Annotated in this window: 13 protein-coding genes; 10 read left to right on the top strand and 3 right to left on the bottom strand. The window is 70.5% G+C overall.

Annotated features, from left to right (window positions below; genetic code table 11):
• The first annotated feature begins 149 nt into the window (after positions 1–149).
• From OG734_RS12660 to OG734_RS12645, 4 genes are all read left to right on the top strand, one after another.
• Complete coding sequence (locus OG734_RS12660) at positions 150–767, top strand: hypothetical protein (protein WP_330287584.1); 618 nt, start codon at positions 150–152, stop codon at positions 765–767.
• Positions 768–972: 205 nt separating this feature from the next.
• Positions 973–1,158: a hypothetical protein gene (locus OG734_RS12655; protein ID WP_330287583.1), complete on the top strand. Its 186-nt coding sequence runs from the start codon at positions 973–975 to the stop codon at positions 1,156–1,158.
• A gap of 137 nt (positions 1,159–1,295) precedes the next feature.
• The gene (locus OG734_RS12650; protein WP_330293643.1) at positions 1,296–4,337 is read left to right on the top strand and encodes a helix-turn-helix transcriptional regulator; all 3,042 of its coding nucleotides are present in this window, start codon (positions 1,296–1,298) and stop codon (positions 4,335–4,337) included.
• Between the two features lie 138 nt (positions 4,338–4,475).
• Positions 4,476–4,697, top strand: coding sequence for a DUF6191 domain-containing protein (locus OG734_RS12645; protein ID WP_443065081.1), 222 nt, complete (start codon positions 4,476–4,478; stop codon positions 4,695–4,697).
• Here the strand turns inward: OG734_RS12645 and OG734_RS12640 are convergent.
• Positions 4,685–5,866 carry a PQQ-dependent sugar dehydrogenase gene (locus tag OG734_RS12640; RefSeq protein ID WP_330287581.1) on the bottom strand — a complete coding sequence of 394 codons (1,182 nt, stop codon included), beginning with the start codon at positions 5,864–5,866 and terminating at the stop codon, positions 4,685–4,687. The two genes, OG734_RS12645 and OG734_RS12640, sit on opposite strands and share 13 nt — an antisense overlap.
• An 85-nt stretch (positions 5,867–5,951) precedes the next feature.
• Positions 5,952–6,962 carry an aldo/keto reductase gene (locus OG734_RS12635; RefSeq protein WP_330287580.1) on the bottom strand — a complete coding sequence of 337 codons (1,011 nt, stop codon included), beginning with the start codon at positions 6,960–6,962 and terminating at the stop codon, positions 5,952–5,954.
• A gap of 76 nt (positions 6,963–7,038) precedes the next feature.
• Between OG734_RS12635 and OG734_RS12630 the strand changes: the two genes are divergently transcribed.
• The 6 genes from OG734_RS12630 to serA all read left to right on the top strand — a co-directional run bounded on the left by OG734_RS12630 (position 7,039) and on the right by serA (position 17,016).
• Positions 7,039–7,989 (top strand): 2-hydroxyacid dehydrogenase, encoded by a 951-nt coding sequence (locus OG734_RS12630; protein WP_330287579.1) that lies wholly within the window; start codon positions 7,039–7,041, stop codon positions 7,987–7,989.
• Positions 7,990–8,316: 327 nt separating this feature from the next.
• The gene (locus OG734_RS12625) at positions 8,317–11,373 is read left to right on the top strand and encodes an EAL domain-containing protein (protein ID WP_443065080.1); all 3,057 of its coding nucleotides are present in this window, start codon (positions 8,317–8,319) and stop codon (positions 11,371–11,373) included.
• Positions 11,374–11,628: 255 nt separating this feature from the next.
• Positions 11,629–13,476 (top strand): acetolactate synthase large subunit, encoded by a 1,848-nt coding sequence (locus tag OG734_RS12620; RefSeq protein WP_330287577.1) that lies wholly within the window; start codon positions 11,629–11,631, stop codon positions 13,474–13,476.
• Positions 13,477–13,497: 21 nt separating this feature from the next.
• Entirely contained in the window at positions 13,498–14,025 is a 528-nt protein-coding gene (ilvN, locus tag OG734_RS12615; protein WP_053739835.1) for an acetolactate synthase small subunit, read from the top strand.
• A gap of 118 nt (positions 14,026–14,143) precedes the next feature.
• Positions 14,144–15,142 (top strand): ketol-acid reductoisomerase, encoded by a 999-nt coding sequence (gene ilvC / locus OG734_RS12610; RefSeq protein ID WP_330287576.1) that lies wholly within the window; start codon positions 14,144–14,146, stop codon positions 15,140–15,142.
• A 284-nt stretch (positions 15,143–15,426) separates the two neighbouring features.
• Complete coding sequence (serA, locus tag OG734_RS12605; protein ID WP_330287575.1) at positions 15,427–17,016, top strand: phosphoglycerate dehydrogenase; 1,590 nt, start codon at positions 15,427–15,429, stop codon at positions 17,014–17,016.
• A gap of 218 nt (positions 17,017–17,234) precedes the next feature.
• Here serA and OG734_RS12600 read toward each other — a convergent pair whose 3' ends face one another.
• The gene (locus tag OG734_RS12600; RefSeq protein ID WP_330287574.1) at positions 17,235–18,782 is read right to left on the bottom strand and encodes an MFS transporter; all 1,548 of its coding nucleotides are present in this window, start codon (positions 18,780–18,782) and stop codon (positions 17,235–17,237) included.
• Positions 18,783–18,807 lie beyond the last annotated feature (25 nt).

Here is an 18,807-nt window from a genome sequence, read left to right as displayed (position 1 = left end):
ATCGATGTCGGCCTGGACCACCTCCTGGCCGTGAACGCGGGCGCGACGAAGCAGAGAACCCACGGCGCAAGCCGTAGGAATCCCCCTCGTTCGCGAGGGGGAGGAAGCCAATAAGGAACTTCTCAGAAAAAGTCCGTACGGTGCGAGGTATGGGAACCAAGACAGCAGACGAGACCGGCGCCGAGACCGGTACCGAGGCAAAGAGCGACGACGCGAAGAGCGGCGGGGAGACGGTGGACATCACCAAGGACGAGCAGCCGACGGAGGCCACGGCCGAGGTCGAGGTCCTGGGCGACGCGGACGAGTACGAGGGCGAGGACCTGCAGGACCTTGACGGCGCGGAGTTCGCGGCCGAGAAGGAAGGCCCCTCCGGCGTGGGCCAGGGCGCTGCCGCCGTCGTGTCCGCGGTGCTCGGCTTCGTCTCGCTCACCGGTAGCTGGATGGGTACGGTCGCCGGCGCACGCGAGGGGATCAACGGCCAGCTGGCGATGCAGGCCGCGTCGTCCGCGAGCGTCGCCACCCAGGTCAAGGAGATCTACGGCGACGCCTGGCAGGCCACCGCGCTGTGGGGCGGCATCTTCGCGCTCGCCGCGCTGCTCGTCGGTGTCGCGGCCATCGCCCGGCCCGCGTTCGGCGCTCCGGGGAAGCCGCAGGCCGGATGGATCAAGTCGGTCTCCTGGGCGGGCGTCGCGCTCAGTGTCCTCGGACTGCTCCTCGCGGTCCTCAAGTACACCGACGTCATTCTCGGCGTGCCTTCCGGAACCTGACGCGTCACCGCAGGTCATGAGGGGCCTTAGGCCAGTCGTAAGCACCTTACGGCTCGGCTGGGGCCCCTCACCCGTTTCTAAGGCCCCCACCCCCTCGGAAGATGCGGAACTCTCCCGATGTGGCGGACCCCCCTGGGAGACGAAGGTTGAGACATCGCAGAGAGCGAAGACCGACCAACCTCGTCAGAGACCTGAGGGGCACACCATGTTCGAGTACGAACTCCACCAGATCCGTTCCGCCGAACTGCGCCGCGAGGCCGCGGACGAGCGTCTGGCCCGGGAGGCGGTCCGCAGCGCCCACGCCGCCCGCCGCGAGGCAGCCGGCCGAGCCGCAGAGGGCGAGGTGCATCCCGACCGCACGCGCCGGCACTGGTTCACCCGGGCCGCGTGAGCGCCGGGGCACGGGGGCCCCGCAACGGGCCGGCCGCCGTCACGGCGACCGGCCCGTCCAGCGCGTTGTCCAGCGCGTCGCCCACCACCCCGTCCATCGGCCAGATAACCAGTCCCGCGATGTCAGAGCCCTGTGCGATGCTCTGGCCCGTGGAGACCAGGTCCGTCTGTCCGGTGTTCGTCGGTCGCGGTGACGAGTTGGGGGTGTTGCACGACGCGCTCGCCCGCGCCGCCGCCGGTGAGCCGCAGGCGTTGCTGCTCGGCGGAGAGGCGGGGGTCGGGAAGACGCGGCTGGTCGAGGAGTTCGCGGAAGCGGCAAGCGGTCGGGGCGCCGTCGTCGCGCTGGGCGGCTGCGTCGAGATCGGCGCCGACGGGCTGCCCTTCGCGCCCTTCTCCACCGCGCTGCGCGCCCTACGACGCGCACTGCCTGACGAGTTGGCCGCCGCCGCTGCCGGGCAGGAGGAGGAACTGGCCCGACTGCTGCCCGAGTTGGGCGAGGCCGGCGCCGGACGGCACGACGAGGAGGGCATGGCCCGCCTCTTCGAACTCACCGCGCGCCTCCTGGAACGCGTCGCCGCCGACCGCACAGTCGTCGTCGCCCTCGAAGACCTCCACTGGGCCGACGCCTCCACCCGCCACCTCCTCGCCTACCTCTTCCGCACCCTGCGCACCGGCCGCCTCGTCGTCCTCGCCACCTATCGCGCCGACGACATCCACCGCCGCCACCCGCTGCGCCCCCTCCTCGCCGAACTGGACCGGCTGCGCACGGTCCGCCGGATCGAGCTGAGCCGGTTCAACCGCGCCGAAGTGGGCCGCCAGATCGCCGGCATCCTCGCCGCCGAACCCGAACCGGCCCAGGTCGACGAGATCTTCGACCGCTCCGACGGCAACGCCTTCTTCGTCGAGGAACTCGCCGTCGCCGCCCACGAGGGCTGCCGCACCCGGCTCACGGACACCCTCCGCGACCTTCTCCTCGTCCGGGTCGAAAGCCTGCCTGAGAGCGCCCAGCGGGTCGCCCGGATCGTCGCCGAGGGCGGCTCCACCGTCGAGTACCGGCTGCTCGCTGCCACCGCCGGACTCGCCGAGGACGACCTCATTGAGGCGCTGCGTGCGGCCGTCGGCGCCAACATCCTGCTCGCCACCCCGGCCGGCGACGGCTACCGCTTCCGTCACTCCCTGGTCCGCGAGGCGGTCGGCGACGACCTGCTCCCCGGCGAACGCTCCCGCCTCAACCGCCGCTACGCCGAGGCCCTGGAGACCGACCCGACCCTCGTCCCCGCCGACGAACGCACCATGCGCCTGGCGAGCTACTGGTACCACGCCCACGACCCGGCCAAGGCCCTGCCCGCCGTCCTGGACGCCTCGGTCACCGCCCGCCGCCGGTACGCCTACTCCGAGCAACTGCGGCTCCTGGAACGGGCGATGGAGCTCTGGGACGTCGCCCCCGACGCCGTACGGACCACCCTCCGCCCCGTCGACCACACCGAGGTCTACCCGCCCTGCGGCTGCGACCCGGCCACCACCCCCCTGCACTACCTCGACCTGATGGCCGAGGCCGCCGTCGCGGGCCGGCTGTGCGGGGAGCGCGAACGCGCCCTCAAGATCATCAAGCGCGCGCTGCACCTCCTGGAGGACGACGGCGACCCTCTGCGCGCCGCCTGGTTCTGGTGCCAGCGCTCCCGCCTGGTCCAGGGCCTGTCCCGCGGCGACGGCTGGCAGGAACTCGGCACCGCCCAGGAACTCGTACGCGGTCTGCCGCCCTCGGAGGTGCACGCCGAGGTCCTGGCCAACGTCGCCGCCTGGTCGATGCTGCACTCGCCCGGCCCCGACGCCCTCGCCGCCGCCGAACAGGCGGTCGAGTACGCCCGCATGGTGGGCGCCGACGAGACCGAACTGCACGCCCGTCTCACCCACGGCGGCCTCCTGATCGACGCCGGGGCCATGGAGACCGGGTTCGCGGAGATGCACGAGGTCAAGGAACGGTCGGTCGCGGAAAACATCTTCTTCGTCGCCGGACGCGCGTACGTCAACCTCCCCTCCGGACTCGAAGCGGTGGGCCGCTCCCGCGACTCCGTGCCCATCCTGGAGGAGGGCGTCGCCTACACCCGTAGGTTCGGGCTGCTGGACTCCGAGGCCTGGGTGTGGGGCAACCTCTCCGAATCGCTGTACTCGCTCGGCCGCTGGGACGAGGCCGCCGACGCCGCGACCCACGCACTGCGGCGCGGCCACAGCACCAAGCCGCGGGGCGCCGGCGCCATCTGCCTGGCCCGGCTCGCCCTGGGACGGGGCGACCTGCCCGAGGCCGCGCGCCAGCTGGCCACCGCCCACGAGCACTTCGGCACCCACGACCCCATGCCCCAGCACGATCTGCTGCTCGCCCTGGTCGCCATCGGCGTCGCCGTCGCCGAGGGCCGCCTCCTCGACGCCCGCACCGAACTGGGCCACGTCCTGGACACCGGCTTCCCGCCCGGCACGCACCGCTACGGCTGGCCGCTGCTCCTGGCCGCCGCCACCGCGGAGGCCGACGCCCGCGCCCTGGCCACGGCCGAGGCGGGACGTCCCGAGACCCTCGCCCGCATCCTCGACACCGCCAAGAAGCTCACCACGGACGCCCCTGTCTGGCTCGCCCACGAGCAGTGGGTCCGCGCCGAACTCCAGCGCGCCGACGGCACGGCCACCCCCGACACCTGGTCACGGCTCGTCACCGCCTTCGAGGCCCTGGACCGCCCCTACGACCTCGCCCGAGTCCGCCACCGCCTCGCCGAGGCCCTGCTCACGGACGGCGTAGAGCCCGACGACCGCGACCGGGCGACCGAGCTCCTCCGCCTGTCCGCCGCCGTCGCCGACCACCTGGGAGCCCGCTCCCTCGCCGAGGCCGTCACCCGCCTCGCCCAGCGCGCCCGCCTCACCCCGACCGGTACCCCACCCCGTCCCGCGGCGGACCCGGCCGAGTCCCTGGGCCTCACCAGCCGCGAACGGGACGTCCTGCGCCTGGTCTCCGCCGGCCGCACCAACCGCCAGATCGCCGAGGAACTCTTCATCTCGCCGAAGACAGCGAGCGTCCACGTCTCCAACATCCTGGCCAAACTGGGCGTCGCGGGGCGGGGAGAAGCGGCGGCGGTGGCGCATCGCCTGGGACTGTTCCCGCTGGAGGCGCTCCCTGCCCCGACGGCCGGGTGAGGGCGAGAGTTACGCTGCTAGGACCTGTCGTCGCATTCCCACCTGCCTGGCGGCGTCAGGTGCGCCCTCCGGGCGGACGACGGGAATGCGATTGACAGGCCCTAGGGACCCAGGCCCACGGGAGGCCCCGTGTTCAACATGTTCGAGGAGCTCTTCGCACCGGGACGCAAGCACACGCGTGACGAACAGAAACGCCTGGAGCTGACCCGCGAGGACGTCGGCGACGGCGACCCCGGACGCGGGCCGATAGACCTCGCGTCCGGAAAAGTCGTCGTACGCCGGTCCGAGCACCCGGAGGAACCAGAAGAGTCTGAGCAACCTGGGCAACCGGATCAGCCGGCTCCGCCTCACGTCACCTGAAGCTCCAGGATCCGGTCGTCCCCGCCCTCCGGCGACCCCCTGCCGTCCGTCTCGCTCGTCACCAGCCAGAGCTTGTCGCCGCCGGCCGACACCACTGTACGGAGCCTGCCGTACTCGCCCTCGAGGAACGCCTGCGGGTCGGCCGCGGCCTCCGTGCCCTTCAGGGGGACGCGCCACAGGCGCTGGCCCTTCAGCCCCGCCATCCATATCGAGCCCCCGGCGTAGGCGATGCCGCTGGGGGACGCGTCGTCCGTGTGCCACTGGGCGACAGGGTTGTGGAACGCGGCGTCGTCGCTGTCGCCCTCCGCCTGGGGCCAGCCGTAGTTGTCGCCCGGCTTGATCTGGTTGAGCTCGTCCCAGGTGTCCTGGCCGAACTCCGCGGCGAACAGACGCTGCCTGGAGTCCCAGGCGAGGCCCTGCACATTGCGGTGGCCGTACGAGTACACCGGGGAATCGGGGAAGGGGTTGCCCGGGGCCGGTTCGCCCTCCGGGGTCAGGCGCAGGATCTTGCCGCCCAGCGAGGACTTGTCCTGGGCCAGCCCGGTGTCGCCGCTCTCGCCCGTGCCCGCGTACAGCATCTTGTCCGGGCCGAAGGCGATCCGGCCGCCGTTGTGGATATAGCCCTTGGGGATGCCCCGGAAGACCGTGTTCGGGGCGCCCAGTTGTTCACCCGCCGGCTTCTCCTCCTCGTACAGCAGGCGGGCGATGCGGTTGTCCGACTCCGTCGTGAAGTACGCGTAGACCATGTGGTCCGACGCGAAGGAAGGAGACAGTGCGAGGCCCAGCAGACCGCCCTCGCCGGCCGCCGAGACGCCCGGCACCTCGCCCAGCACCGTCTTCTTCCCCGTCTCCGTGTCGACCCGCGTGATCGTGCCCTCGTCACGGGAGGAGACCAGGAGATCGCCGTCCGGCAGTGGGGCCAGGCCCCAGGGGGTCTTCAGGTCCTCGGTGACCGTGCGCACCACCTTCACCGAGCCCTTGGCCGGTGGGGCTTCCTCGGTCGCCTGCGCGGAGGGCGACGCCTGCGTACCCGTACGGCTCGGCGACGCGGTGTCGTTGCCGCCCGAGCCACCGCCGCCGCCTCCTCCCTCGTCGGAGGAGCAGCCGGCCGTGAGCAGGAGCGTGGCCGCGGCCAGTACGGCCGTCACAGCTCTACGTTGCACGATCATGGTCCCTTCGACGCGACGGGTTCTCCTTGTCATACACCGCCGGCGCCTCACGAGTTCCCGATCCCCGAAGCCTGATTCCCCGGCCTCAGTCCCACGACCCCTGCGCCCTGGGCAGTCCCGCCACCTCGGCCAGGTCCGCCGCCGACAGCCGCACCTGTGCCGCCAACGCGTTCTGCGCCACCCACCGTTCGTGCTTCGCCCCCGGTACGGGCACCACGTGCCGACCCTGTGCGAGCACCCACGCCAGCGCCACCTGGGCCGGGGTGACGTCCGGCCCGATACGGTTCGCCACTCGGCGCAGGCCCGCCACGATCGGTTGGTTCGCGGCCATCATCTCGGCCGTGAAACGGGGATGCCGGGCCCGGATGTCCTCCGGTTCGAAGCCCTCGCCGGGGGTCAGCGTCCCGGTCAGGAAACCGTTGCCCAGGGGCATCGCCGCCAGAAAGCCGATCCCGCGCGCCACGCACCACGGCAGCAGGGTGTCCAGCGCCTCCCTCGACCACACGGACAGCTCGGCCTGTACCGCGCTGACCGGAAACACCTGCTGCACCCGCTCCAGTTGGCGGACCGTCGCGTCGTGCAGCCGCGCCCCCGGCCCCGCCCCCGACCGGCGGCCGGCCCGCGCGCCCATCGCGGACAGCCCCAACGCCCGTACCTTTCCCGCCTGTACGAGTTCGGCCAGCGCGCCCCAGGTCTCCTCGACGGGAACCTCCGGGTCCGCGCGGTGCAGTTGGTAGAGGTCGATGACGTCCGTCTGGAGGCGGCGCAGCGAGGCGTCGCACGCCCGTTTCACGTACCCCGGGCGGCCGTTGGCCACGATGTGCTGATCGCCTACCAGCAGACCGACCTTCGTCGACACGAAGGCGTCACGGCGCCGTTCCCTCAACACCCGTCCCACCAGCAGCTCGTTGGTGAACGGGCCGTACATGTCGGCCGTGTCCAGCAGCGACGAACCCTCGTCCAGGGCCCGGTGCACGGCCCGCACCGACTCCTCGCCACGCTGCCGAGACGCGCTGTACGCCCAGCTCATCGGCATGCACCCGAGGCCAACGGCCCCCACTTCGAGCGCCGCCGCGCCGATCGTCCTGCGCTCCACTGGGTCGTGAACCTCTCTCTCCTTGCACCCCAAACCTAACCTCTGTACGCACAGGGGTTCGCCTACGCTCGTGACCATGACTGCTGACGTGTGGCTCCCCATCCCGCCGGAGGAGATCAAGGGCCTGCCCGAAGGGCCCCGCTACCTCTTCTGGAACGGCGATCACGACTACCCCGGGGACCCGGCCGACTGCGCGTTCTACGTCGTCCCGTACATGAAGCCCGTCGAGCTCTGCGTACGCCCCCTGCCCGACATGACCCACGTCCAGGTGCTGCAGACGCTGTCCGCCGGAGTCGACAACATCCAGCCCGGGCTCGGTCATCTGCGCCCGGGTGTACGGCTGTGCAACGCGCGCGGTGTGCACGAGGCGAGCACCGCTGAGCTGGCCCTCGCCCTGATCCTGGCCTCGCTGCGCGGCATCCCCGACTTCGTGCGGGCCCAGGACAAGGGGGAGTGGCGGGGCGGGTTCCGGCCGGCGCTCGCCGACAAGACCGCCCTCATCGTCGGCTACGGCTCCATCGGCGCCGCCATCGAAGACCGGCTCGCGCCCTTCGAGCTCGCGCGGGTGGCGCGCGTCGCGCGCTCTGAGCGCACCACGGCGCGCGGACCGGTGCATCCGCTCACCGAACTGCCCGCCCTCCTGCCCGAGGCGGATGTGGTGATCCTCACCACGCCCCTCACCGATCAGACAAGAGGGCTGGTGGACGCCGAGTTCCTGGCGCGGATGAAGGACGGCGCACTGCTCGTGAACGTGGCCCGCGGGCCCGTCGTCGACACCAAGGCACTGCTCGCCGAGCTGGAATCCGGGCGCCTCACGGCCGCCCTCGACGTCACCGATCCGGAGCCGCTGCCTCCGGGACACCCCTTGTGGCAGGCGCCTGGCGTGCTCATCAGCCCCCATGTCGGCGGCCCGACCTCCGCGTTCCGGCCGCGCGCCGAGAGGCTGCTGGTGGACCAGCTGAGTCGCTTCATGAACCAGGAGCCGTTGCGGAACGTGATCCTTACTACGGGGAAGAGCGACACGTAGTCCGGTTCGGACACCCTCCGCATTCCCCCGGATGCGGGGTGTGTCGGTGTCGCCACTTCTCGTTACGGAGAGTAGAGGAACTATGTCCCTGAGTGACGAGACTGGTGTATCGTCCCGACAGGGGCTGCGCCGCGCACAGATCGGCGCCGGGGATGGATATTGCAGACTGTGAGGGGGGCGACGGGCGATGCACGGCCAATGGACGAACGATCCGACGCGGCGGGACCGCCGACGGCAACCCTGGCGCACGGCCACGCGCAGACGCGGCCACAGCAGCCATCACCAGCACCGCCGGCACAGCGCTCGCCGGAGGCACGAGCACCCGGTATGCCGGTGCGCGCGGGACACGGGCGTGGTGCGGGCCCGGAGGGTCCGGTGAGTTCCCCCGGGGCACTGTTGGCCCGCCTACCGGTCTCCGGTGGAGGGACGAGCCTGGTCTCGCAGCTCGTACTCGCCCTGGTGTGCGCGGGATACGCCGTCGGTTCCGCGTTCGGCTGGGGTTCATCCCGACTCGCCCTGATCATGGGCGACTTCGGGCTGAGCGCCGCGGCGGCCACCGCGGCCGTGTCCTGCTTCGTCTACGCCCGCCGCCGTATCCGCTTTCGACCCGCCTGGCTCCTGTTCGCGCTGTCCTCCGCCATGGCCTCCCTGGGCAACCTCGTCTGGGGCTGGTACGAGGTCGTGCTCGACCAGGACGTGCCCAGCCCCAGCCTCGCCGACCTGTTCTTCCTGTGCTTCGCTCCGCCCGCCATCGTGGGACTCCTGGTCCTCGCCAAGCGGCCGGTGACAAGGGCCGGCTGGGTCTGCATGGTCCTCGACGCCTGGCTGATCGGCGGTTCGCTGCTCACCCTGTCCTGGAGCCTCGCCCTGGCCCAGGCGGCGAGGTTCGACGGGCCGAGCGTCGGGCACGCCGCACTGTCACTGGCGTACCCGCTGCTCGACATCGCTCTCATCAGCATGGTCCTGGCGCTGCACTTCCGGCGCTCCACGGTGAACCGCTCCGCCGCGAACACCGCGATCGGCGCGCTCGCCCTGACCGTGGGCTGCGACGCCCTGTTCACCTCGCCCCTGATGCACAACAACTACCACTCGGGCCAGCTGCTCGACGCGGGCTGGTTCGCCGGTTCGCTGCTGCTGGCGTACGCGCCATGGGTCGGCTCCGGCCACGGCGGCCCGGGCGAATCCGACGGGCACACGCGCGTGGTGCACGAACACCGCCCCGCCCGGCAGCACCCGGGCAGGCCCGGCGGGCCCCGGCCCGTACCCCGCCAGGGCCACGCGTCGGCCCCCGGGCAGGGCCACCCGACTGCCTCCGGGCAAGGACAACCGGTCGCACCGGGAGGCGATCACAGCCGGTATCCGGTCAACCGGCCCATCACCGGCTCGCTGGCCGCGCTCACGCCGTATCTGGCCGCCGCCGTGTGCACGCTGGGCATCCTCTACAACGTTCTCAACGGCCGCAGCCCCGACCGCGTGGTGCTCATCACCGCGGGCGCCGTCGTCCTCGCGCTGGTCGTGCGCCAGGGCATCATGCTGCTCGACAACATCACCCTCACCCAGGAACTGGCCCAGAAGGAGAACCACTTCCGCTCCCTGGTGCAGGGCTCCAGCGACGTCATCATGATCGCCGCCCCGAACGGGATGCTGCGGTACGTCAGCCCCGCCGCCGCCGGGGTCTACGGTCAGGCTGCGGAGGACCTCGTGGGCACCGAACTGGCCCATCTCATCCACCCCGAGGACCTGGGCTGCGTGGTGCACGAAGTGCGCCGCTTCCTCGCCGCCAGCCCCGGCGAAGAACCCACCACCCGCATCGAGTGCCGCTTCAAGTCCGGTGACGACGGCTGGCTGAACGTCGAGTCCACGGTCAACCGGCACCACGGCGGCCTCATCTTCAACAGCCGGGACGTCACCGAACGGGTGCGGCTCCAGGCACAGTTGCAGCACAACGCCGAGCACGATCCACTCACCGACCTGCCCAACCGCGCACTGTTCACCCAGCGCGTGCAGCAGGCCCTGTCCGGCCGCCGCTCCACCGACCGCGGCACGGCCGTCCTCTTCATCGACCTCGACGGTTTCAAGGCCGTCAACGACACCATCGGGCACCAGGCCGGGGACGAGCTGCTCGTCCAGGCCGCCCGCAGGCTCCAGGACGCGGTCCGGTACGGGGACACCGCCTCCCGCCTCGGCGGCGACGAGTTCGCCGCCCTGATCGTCGGAGACGGCACCCGGGACCGCAGCGCGCGTGAACGCCACATAATGGAACTGGCCGACAGGCTGCGCCTCACCCTCTCGCAGCCGTACGACATCGACGGCAACGATGTCCGGGTCAACGCCTCCATCGGCGTCGCTTTCGCGGAGCCAGGACTCGGCGCGGGCGAGCTGCTGCGCAACGCCGACCTGGCGATGTACCGCGCGAAGGCCTCCGGCAAGGGCCGCGTGGAGCTCTACGCGCCCCAGATGCAGCAGGACGTCGTACGGAAGGCGGAACTGGCCACACGCCTGCGTGCCGCCCTGCACGACGGCGAGTTCGCGCTGCTGCACCAGCCCGTGGTGGCGCTGGACAGCGGCCGGATCACCTCGGTCTCCGCCCAGGCACGCTGGCGCTCCTCCCAGGGCGTCCTCTTCACGCCCGCCGAGTTCCTGCGCGTCACCGAGGACGGCGACAAGTCCGCCGAGCTGGACCGCTGGATGCTGGAGGAGGCCGTCGAACAGGCCGCCGAACGCGCCGCGACCGGGCTCGCCGTGCCCGTCGCCGTCCGGATGAGCGCCCATCGGCTCCTCGACCGCTCCCTGCCCCTCGGGTCGATCGAGACCCTTCTGACCCGCCACGGGCTCCCCACGGGTGCCCTGGAGATCGAGTTGGCGGACACCGACCCCCGGGTCTCCCTGGACGAGCTGGAGCGCCGGCTGAACGCCTTCAGGCTGCTCGGCGTACGGATCGCGCTGGACGGCTTCGGCAGCGGCTACGCGGCGATCACGGCACTGCGGCGGCTCCCCGTCGACGTACTGAAACTCGACCGCGGTCTGGTCGAGGGCGTCGTCGAGTCCCCGCGGCTGCACAAGATCACCGGCGGGCTGCTCAGAATCGCCGCCGACCTCGGGCTCCAGTCCGTCGCCGACGGGGTGGACCTGCCGGAGCAGGTGGTCGCCCTGCGCGCGATGGGCTGCACACACGGACAGGGCATGGCCTTCTCCGGTCCGCTGGACGAGTACCGGCTGCGCCGGGCCCTGTCCACCGGCCGCTATCCGGTGCCGAACGGTCCGGCCGAGCCCGCGTTCGCGGGGGGTGGTTCCGGGGTGTACACAAGTACAGGTGTGCCCGCTGTTTTCGGGGGCGGTACAGCCCTCCGCTCACATAATGAGACTCCCGTCCCACCCACTTGACAGTCGGTGCGTGCCGGGGGGAGGGTCGACTCCATGCGCACCCGAATTCTCGTACTTGGAAAGCGCGTCGGCTGACGCTGGTGAACGTTTCGGACGGACCCGGAACTCCCAGCGACCGCACCCGGCGCGCTCCCCTCGCTTGCCTCACGGCACGAGGGGTTTTTTGTTGCACTGGTACCGGTCGAACAGCGACGCAATCGCAACGCACACCGCACAAACCTCGCAAAAACCCTCAGCATCGAGAAGAGAATGCCGATGACCGAGCAGGCCACCGGGGCCCAGCACCCGCAGCCGCGGCCCCGTTCCGGAGGACATCAGTCCGCCCCCGAGTACGTCACGGGTGCGAAGTCCCTCATCCGCTCGCTTGAGGAGGTCGGGGCCGAGACGGTATTCGGCATTCCGGGCGGCACCATCCTGCCGGCGTACGACCCGATGATGGACTCCACGCGGGTGCGCCACGTGTTGGTCCGCCACGAGCAGGGCGCCGGCCACGCGGCCACCGGTTACGCGCAGGCCACCGGCAAGGTCGGCGTGTGCATGGCGACGTCCGGGCCGGGCGCCACGAACCTGGTCACCCCGATCGCGGACGCGCACATGGACTCCGTGCCGCTGGTCGCGATCACCGGGCAGGTCGTGTCCAAGGCGATCGGTACGGACGCCTTCCAGGAGGCGGACATCGTCGGCATCACCATGCCGATCACCAAGCACAGCTTCCTGGTCACCAAGGCGGAGGACATCCCCCGGGCGATCGCGGAGGCGTTCCACATCGCCTCCACCGGCCGCCCGGGCCCGGTCCTGGTCGACATCCCCAAGGACATCCTCCAGGCCCAGACCGTCTTCCAGTGGCCGCCGGTCACCGACCTGCCCGGCTACCGCCCGGTGACCAAGCCGCACGCCAAGCAGATCCGCGAGGCCGCGAAGCTGATCACCGCGGCCAAGCGACCCGTCCTCTACGTCGGCGGCGGCGTCATCAAGGCCCACGCCACCGCCGAGCTGAAGGTCCTCGCAGAACTCACCGGAGCGCCCGTCACCACCACCCTGATGGCGCTCGGCGCATTCCCCGACAGCCACCCGCTGCACGTGGGAATGCCGGGCATGCACGGTGCGGTCACCGCCGTCACCGCGCTGCAGAAGGCCGACCTGATCGTCGCCCTCGGAGCCCGCTTCGACGACCGTGTCACCGGCAAGCTGTCCAGCTTCGCCCCGCACGCCAAGATCGTCCACGCCGACATCGACCCGGCGGAGATCGGCAAGAACCGCGCCGCCGACGTCCCGATCGTCGGGGACGCCCGCGAGGTCATCGCCGACCTGGTCCAGGCCGTGCAGAAGGAGCACAGCGAGGGCCACGCCGGTGACTACACCGCCTGGTGGAAGGACCTCAACCGCTGGCGCGAGACCTACCCGCTGGGTTACGAGCAGCCCGACAACGGCTCGCTCTCCCCGCAGCAGGTCATCGAGCGCATCGGACAGCTCGCCCCCGAGGGCACGATCTTCACGGCGGGTGTCGGCCAGCACCAGATGTGGGCCGCGCATTACATCCAGTACGAGAAGCCCGCGACCTGGCTGAACTCCGGCGGCGCCGGAACGATGGGGTACGCGGTCCCGGCCGCGATGGGCGCCAAGGCGGGTCAGCCGGACCGTACGGTCTGGGCGATCGACGGCGACGGCTGCTTCCAGATGACCAACCAGGAACTCACCACCTGCGCGCTCAACAACATCCCGATCAAGGTCGCCATCATCAACAACGGCGCCCTCGGGATGGTCCGCCAGTGGCAGACCCTGTTCTACAACCAGCGCTACTCCAACACCGTGCTGCACTCAGGTCCCAATGACGTCAATCCGGACGCCAAGGGCACCCGTGTCCCCGACTTCGTGAAGCTGTCCGAGGCGATGGGCTGCTACGCGATCCGCTGCGAGTCCCCCGACGACCTCGACAAGGCCATCGAGGAGGCGAACTCGGTCAACGACCGCCCCGTCGTGATCGACTTCATCGTCCACGAGGACGCCATGGTGTGGCCGATGGTCGCCGCCGGCACCTCCAACGACGAGATCATGGCCGCCCGGGACGTCCGCCCCGACTTCGGCGACAACGAAGACGACTGAGCGAGAGAGACCCCCAGAGACATGTCCAAGCACACCCTCTCCGTCCTCGTCGAGAACAAGCCAGGTGTCCTCGCCCGGATCACCGCCCTGTTCTCCCGGCGCGGCTTCAACATCGACTCGCTCGCCGTCGGCGTCACCGAGCACCCCGAGATCTCCCGCATCACCATCGTGGTCAACGTGATCGAGGCACTTCCCCTCGAACAGGTGACCAAGCAGCTCAACAAGCTCGTCAACGTGCTGAAGATCGTCGAACTGGAATCCGGCTCGGCCGTTCAGCGTGAACTCGTTCTGGTGAAGGTGCGCGCGGACAACGAGACGCGCTCCCAGATCGTCGAGATCGTCCAGCTCTTCCGCGCCAAGACAGTCGACGTCTCCCCGGAGGCCGTCACCATCGAGGCCACCGGCAGCAGCGACAAGCTGTCCGCCATGCTCAAGATGCTGGAGCCGTACGGCATCAAGGAACTGGTGCAGTCCGGCACGATCGCGATCGGGCGCGGCGCGCGCTCGATCACCGACCGGTCGCTGCGGGCCCTCGACCGGTCGGCATAACAGCGGATTCGGGCGGTCGGGTGATACCGGCCGCCCGTATACCGAGACCCCGAAACCTCCCTTACGCCCGCCGTCATACGGTGGGACGCAACACCTGCACTCAAGGAGAGAACCCAAAGTGGCCGAGCTGTTCTACGACGCCGACGCCGACCTGTCCATCATCCAGGGCCGCAAGGTCGCGGTCATCGGTTACGGCAGCCAGGGCCACGCCCACGCGCTGTCGCTCCGCGACTCTGGTGTCGACGTCCGTGTCGGTCTGCACGAGGGCTCCAAGTCGAAGGCGAAGGCCGAGGAGCAGGGCCTGCGCGTGGTGACGCCCGCCGAGGCCGCCGCCGAGGCCGACGTCATCATGATCCTCGTCCCGGACCCGATCCAGGCCCAGGTCTACGAGGAGTCCATCAAGGACAACCTCAACCAGGGCGACGCGCTGTTCTTCGGCCACGGCCTGAACATCCGCTTCGACTTCATCAAGCCCCCGGCCGGCATCGACGTCTGCATGGTCGCCCCCAAGGGCCCGGGCCACCTCGTGCGCCGCCAGTACGAGGAGGGCCGCGGCGTTCCGTGTATCGCGGCCGTCGAGCAGGACGCGACCGGCAACGCCTTCGCGCTGACCCTGTCGTACGCCAAGGGCATCGGCGGCACCCGCGCCGGCGTCATCAAGACGACGTTCACCGAGGAGACCGAGACCGACCTGTTCGGTGAGCAGGCCGTTCTCTGCGGTGGTACGGCCGCGCTGGTCAAGGCCGGTTTCGAGACGCTGACCGAGGCCGGCTACCAGCCGGAGATCGCGTACTTCGAGTGCCTGCACGAGCTGAAGCTGATCGTCGACCTCATGTACGAGGGTGGCCTGGAGAAGATGCGCTGGTCGGTCTCCGAGACCGCCGAGTGGGGCGACTACGTCACGGGCCCGCGGATCATCACGGACGCGACCAAGGCCGAGATGAAGAAGATCCTCGCCGAGATCCAGGACGGCACGTTCGCGCGTGAGTGGATGGCCGAGTACCACGGCGGTCTGAAGAAGTACAACGAGTACAAGTCGCAGGACGAGCAGAGCCTGCTGGAGACCACGGGCAAGGAGCTGCGCAAGCTCATGTCCTGGGTCAACGACGAGGCGTGACTGAGTCGGTCGGGCCGTGACGCCGGTGCTGGCCGGCGTCACGGCCTGGCTGTCTGCCGGGGGCGCTGCCCCGGACCCCGCTCCTCACCTGCCGGAGGAGCCGAACACAGCACGTGCGAGTGATCCTTCCGCGTAGCCGCAAGGACGCCCTCGTAGCGCCACTACACTGCCGTACTACATTCGCGTCAGGCCCACAGCGTCGTGCGTCTTCCACGCGGTAGCCCCTCCACACCGCCTGCGGCCGTCGGGACGGCCGTCCGCATAGGACTGAGTGAGGACCTCACGTGAGCTCGAAACCTGTCGTACTCATCGCTGAAGAGCTGTCGCCCGCGACTGTCGACGCGCTCGGCCCGGACTTCGAGATCCGGCACTGCAACGGAGCGGACCGAGCCGAACTGCTCCCCGCCATCGCCGACGTCGACGCGATCCTGATCCGCTCGGCCACCAAGGTCGACGCCGAGGCGGTCGCCGCCGCCCGCAAGTTGAAGGTCGTCGCACGAGCCGGCGTCGGCCTCGACAACGTGGACGTGTCCGCCGCCACCAAGGCCGGCGTGATGGTCGTCAACGCCCCCACCTCGAACATTGTCACCGCCGCCGAGCTCGCCTGCGGTCTGCTGCTGGCCACCGCGCGCCACATCCCGCAGGCCAACACCGCGCTCAAGAACGGCGAGTGGAAGCGCAACAAGTACACGGGCGTCGAGCTGGCCGAGAAGACCCTCGGTGTCGTGGGCCTCGGGCGCATCGGCGCGCTCGTCGCACAGCGGATGTCCGCGTTCGGCATGAAGGTCGTCGCGTACGACCCGTACGTCCAGCCTGCTCGGGCCGCGCAGATGGGCGTCAAGGTGCTGTCCCTGGACGAGCTCCTCGAGGTCTCCGACTTCATCACCGTGCACCTGCCGAAGACCCCCGAGACCCTCGGTCTCATCGGCGACGAGGCGCTGCACAAGGTCAAGCCGAGTGTCCGCATCGTGAACGCCGCGCGTGGCGGGATCGTCGACGAGGAGGCGCTGTACTCGGCGCTCAAGGAGGGGCGCGTCGCCGGCGCCGGTCTCGACGTGTACGCGAAGGAGCCCTGCACGGACTCCCCGCTGTTCGAGCTGGACCAGGTCGTCTGCACCCCGCACCTCGGCGCGTCCACGGACGAGGCGCAGGAGAAGGCCGGTATCGCCGTCGCCCGCTCGGTGCGTCTCGCGCTCGCCGGTGAGCTGGTCCCGGACGCGGTGAACGTCCAGGGCGGCGTCATCGCCGAGGACGTCAAGCCGGGTCTGCCGCTCGCCGAGAAGCTCGGCCGCATCTTCACCGCGCTCGCGGGCGAGGTCGCGGTCCGCCTCGACGTCGAGGTGTACGGCGAGATCACCCAGCACGACGTGAAGGTGCTGGAGCTGTCAGCGCTGAAGGGTGTGTTCGAGGACGTCGTCGACGAGACCGTCTCGTACGTCAACGCCCCGCTGTTCGCCCAGGAGCGTGGCGTCGAGGTGCGGCTGACGACCAGCTCGGAGTCGGCCGACCACCGCAACGTCGTCACCGTGCGCGGCACGCTCAGCAGCGGCGAGGAGGTGTCGGTCTCCGGCACGCTGGCCGGTCCCAAGCACCACCAGAAGATCGTCGCGGTCGGTGAGTACGACGTCGACCTCGCGCTCGCCGACCACATGGTCGTGTACCGGTACGCGGACCGGCCGGGCGTCGTCGGCACGGTGGGGCGGATCTTCGGTGAGGCCGGGATCAACATCGCCGGGATGCAGGTTTCCCGGTCGGTGGCGGGTGGGGAGGCGCTGGCCGTCCTGACCGTCGATGACACGGTTGCCCCTGGCGTGCTGGCCGAGGTCGCCGACGAGATCGGGGCGACGTCTGCTCGCTCGGTGAACCTGGTCTGAGTGACCGTCTCTGGGGGCTGCCGCCCCCAGGCCCCCGCTTCGGCCTGAACGGCCTCGTCCTCAAGCTCCCCCAGAGGGGGGACCCCCAGACGGGCTGAGATTGCCGGGCGGCGCTGAAAAGTGGCCGTTGGCCAGGCTGCAAGTGGTCGTCGGCCAGGTCTCGAACGCGAACGCCGGGTGGGCTGGGTATCCCAGTCCACCCGGCGTTTTCCGTTGCCCTAGACGCAGCAGCCCTCCGTCTCCTCCACCACCGTCTCCCGCACGGTCACCCCACGGAGCGTCCGCGCCGCCAGCACCGCCGCCCCCAGCAGCAGCACCACCCCGGCGATCGCAGCGGCCTGCATTCCATGGGCGTACGCCTCCCTGGCCGCTGTGACCAGCGCGTCTCCCGTGCGCGCCGGGAGCTGGTCCGCCACCGCGAGGGCGCCGCCCAGGGTCTCCTGGGCCGCGGCAGGCGCCGAGGCCGGGATGTCGTGGCGGTAGACCGCCGTACCGATCGAGCCCAGTACGGCCATGCCCAGCGCGCCGCCGAACTCCGCGCCCGTCTCCAGCAGGGAGGACGCGGCGCCCGCCTTGTCGAGCGGGGCGGTGCTCAGGCCCAGGTCCATCATCTGGGACATCACGGTGACGATGCCGGCCGCGAGGATGCCCGCGCCGGCCAGTACCAGCCACAGCGAGTCCGTCCCGACCAGGGCCAGCAGCCCGTATCCGCAGGCCGCCGTGACGAAGCCGCCGGCGACGACGTGGGCGCGCTCCACGCCCCGCTGGACCAGAGCGGCGGCGAGCGGTGCGGCGATGCCGACCAGCACCGTCGGCAGCAGGCCCCACAGCGCGGCCTCCAGGGAGCTCTTGCCCAGCACCGACTGGAGGTACTGCGTGGTGAAGTACGCCGAACCCATCATCGCGAACGCCGAGAGCAGGTTCAGGAAGACGGCCGGGCCGAAGCCCCGCCCCCGGAACAGTGCGGGGGAGATGAGGGGTGAGGCCGTCGTGCGCTGCCGCTGGACGAAGAGGTACGCGAAGAACAGGCCGACGGTGACCGAGAGGACGTACTGCGTGTGCCAGCCCTCGGACGGGATCTCCTTGAGGCCGTAGATCACGGGAAGGACGGCCGCCATCGACAGGGGGACGCTGAGGAGATCGAAGCGGCCCGGGTTCGGGTTCTTCGACTCGGGGAGCAGGATCGGGCCCAGGACCAGCAGCAGTGCCATCGCGGGCAGGTTGACCAGGAAGACCGAGCCCCACCAGAAGTACTCGACCAGCAGGCCGCTCATGACTGAGCCGAGGGCGATGCCGCCGGTCATCACACCGGACCACATGCCGATCGCCTTGGCGCGCTGGCCGGGGTCGCGGAACATCGTGCGGATCAGGGCCATCGTCGACGGCATCAGGGTGGCGCCGCCGATGCCGAGGACCGCGCGGGCCGCGATCAGGGTCTCGGCGCTGTTCGCGTAGGCGGCGAGCAGTGAGCCCCCGCCGAAGGCGGCGGCGCCCATGAGGAGGAGCCTGCGGCGGCCGATGCGGTCGCCGAGCGAGCCCATCGTCATCAGCAGACCGGCCAGGACGAAGGCGTAGATGTCGAAGATCCACAGCTGCTGGGTGCCGGTCGGCTCCAGGTCCGCGCTGATCGCGGGGACGGCGAAGTAGAGGACGGACACGTCCATCGAGACCAGCAGCAGCGGCAGCATCAGCACGCCCAGCGCGGTCCATTCGCGGCGGCCGGCGCGGGTGCCGGGGGAAGCGGTCGTGCTCGTCGGGTTCGTCATGGCAAGGAATGTACGGCTGTATTAA

Source organism: Streptomyces sp. NBC_00576 (assembly GCF_036345175.1).
In the GTDB taxonomy this organism is placed as follows: Bacteria; Actinomycetota; Actinomycetes; order Streptomycetales; family Streptomycetaceae; genus Streptomyces.
Note: the sequence above shows the minus strand (reverse complement) of the source record. Positions and strands in the feature narration are given on the sequence as shown.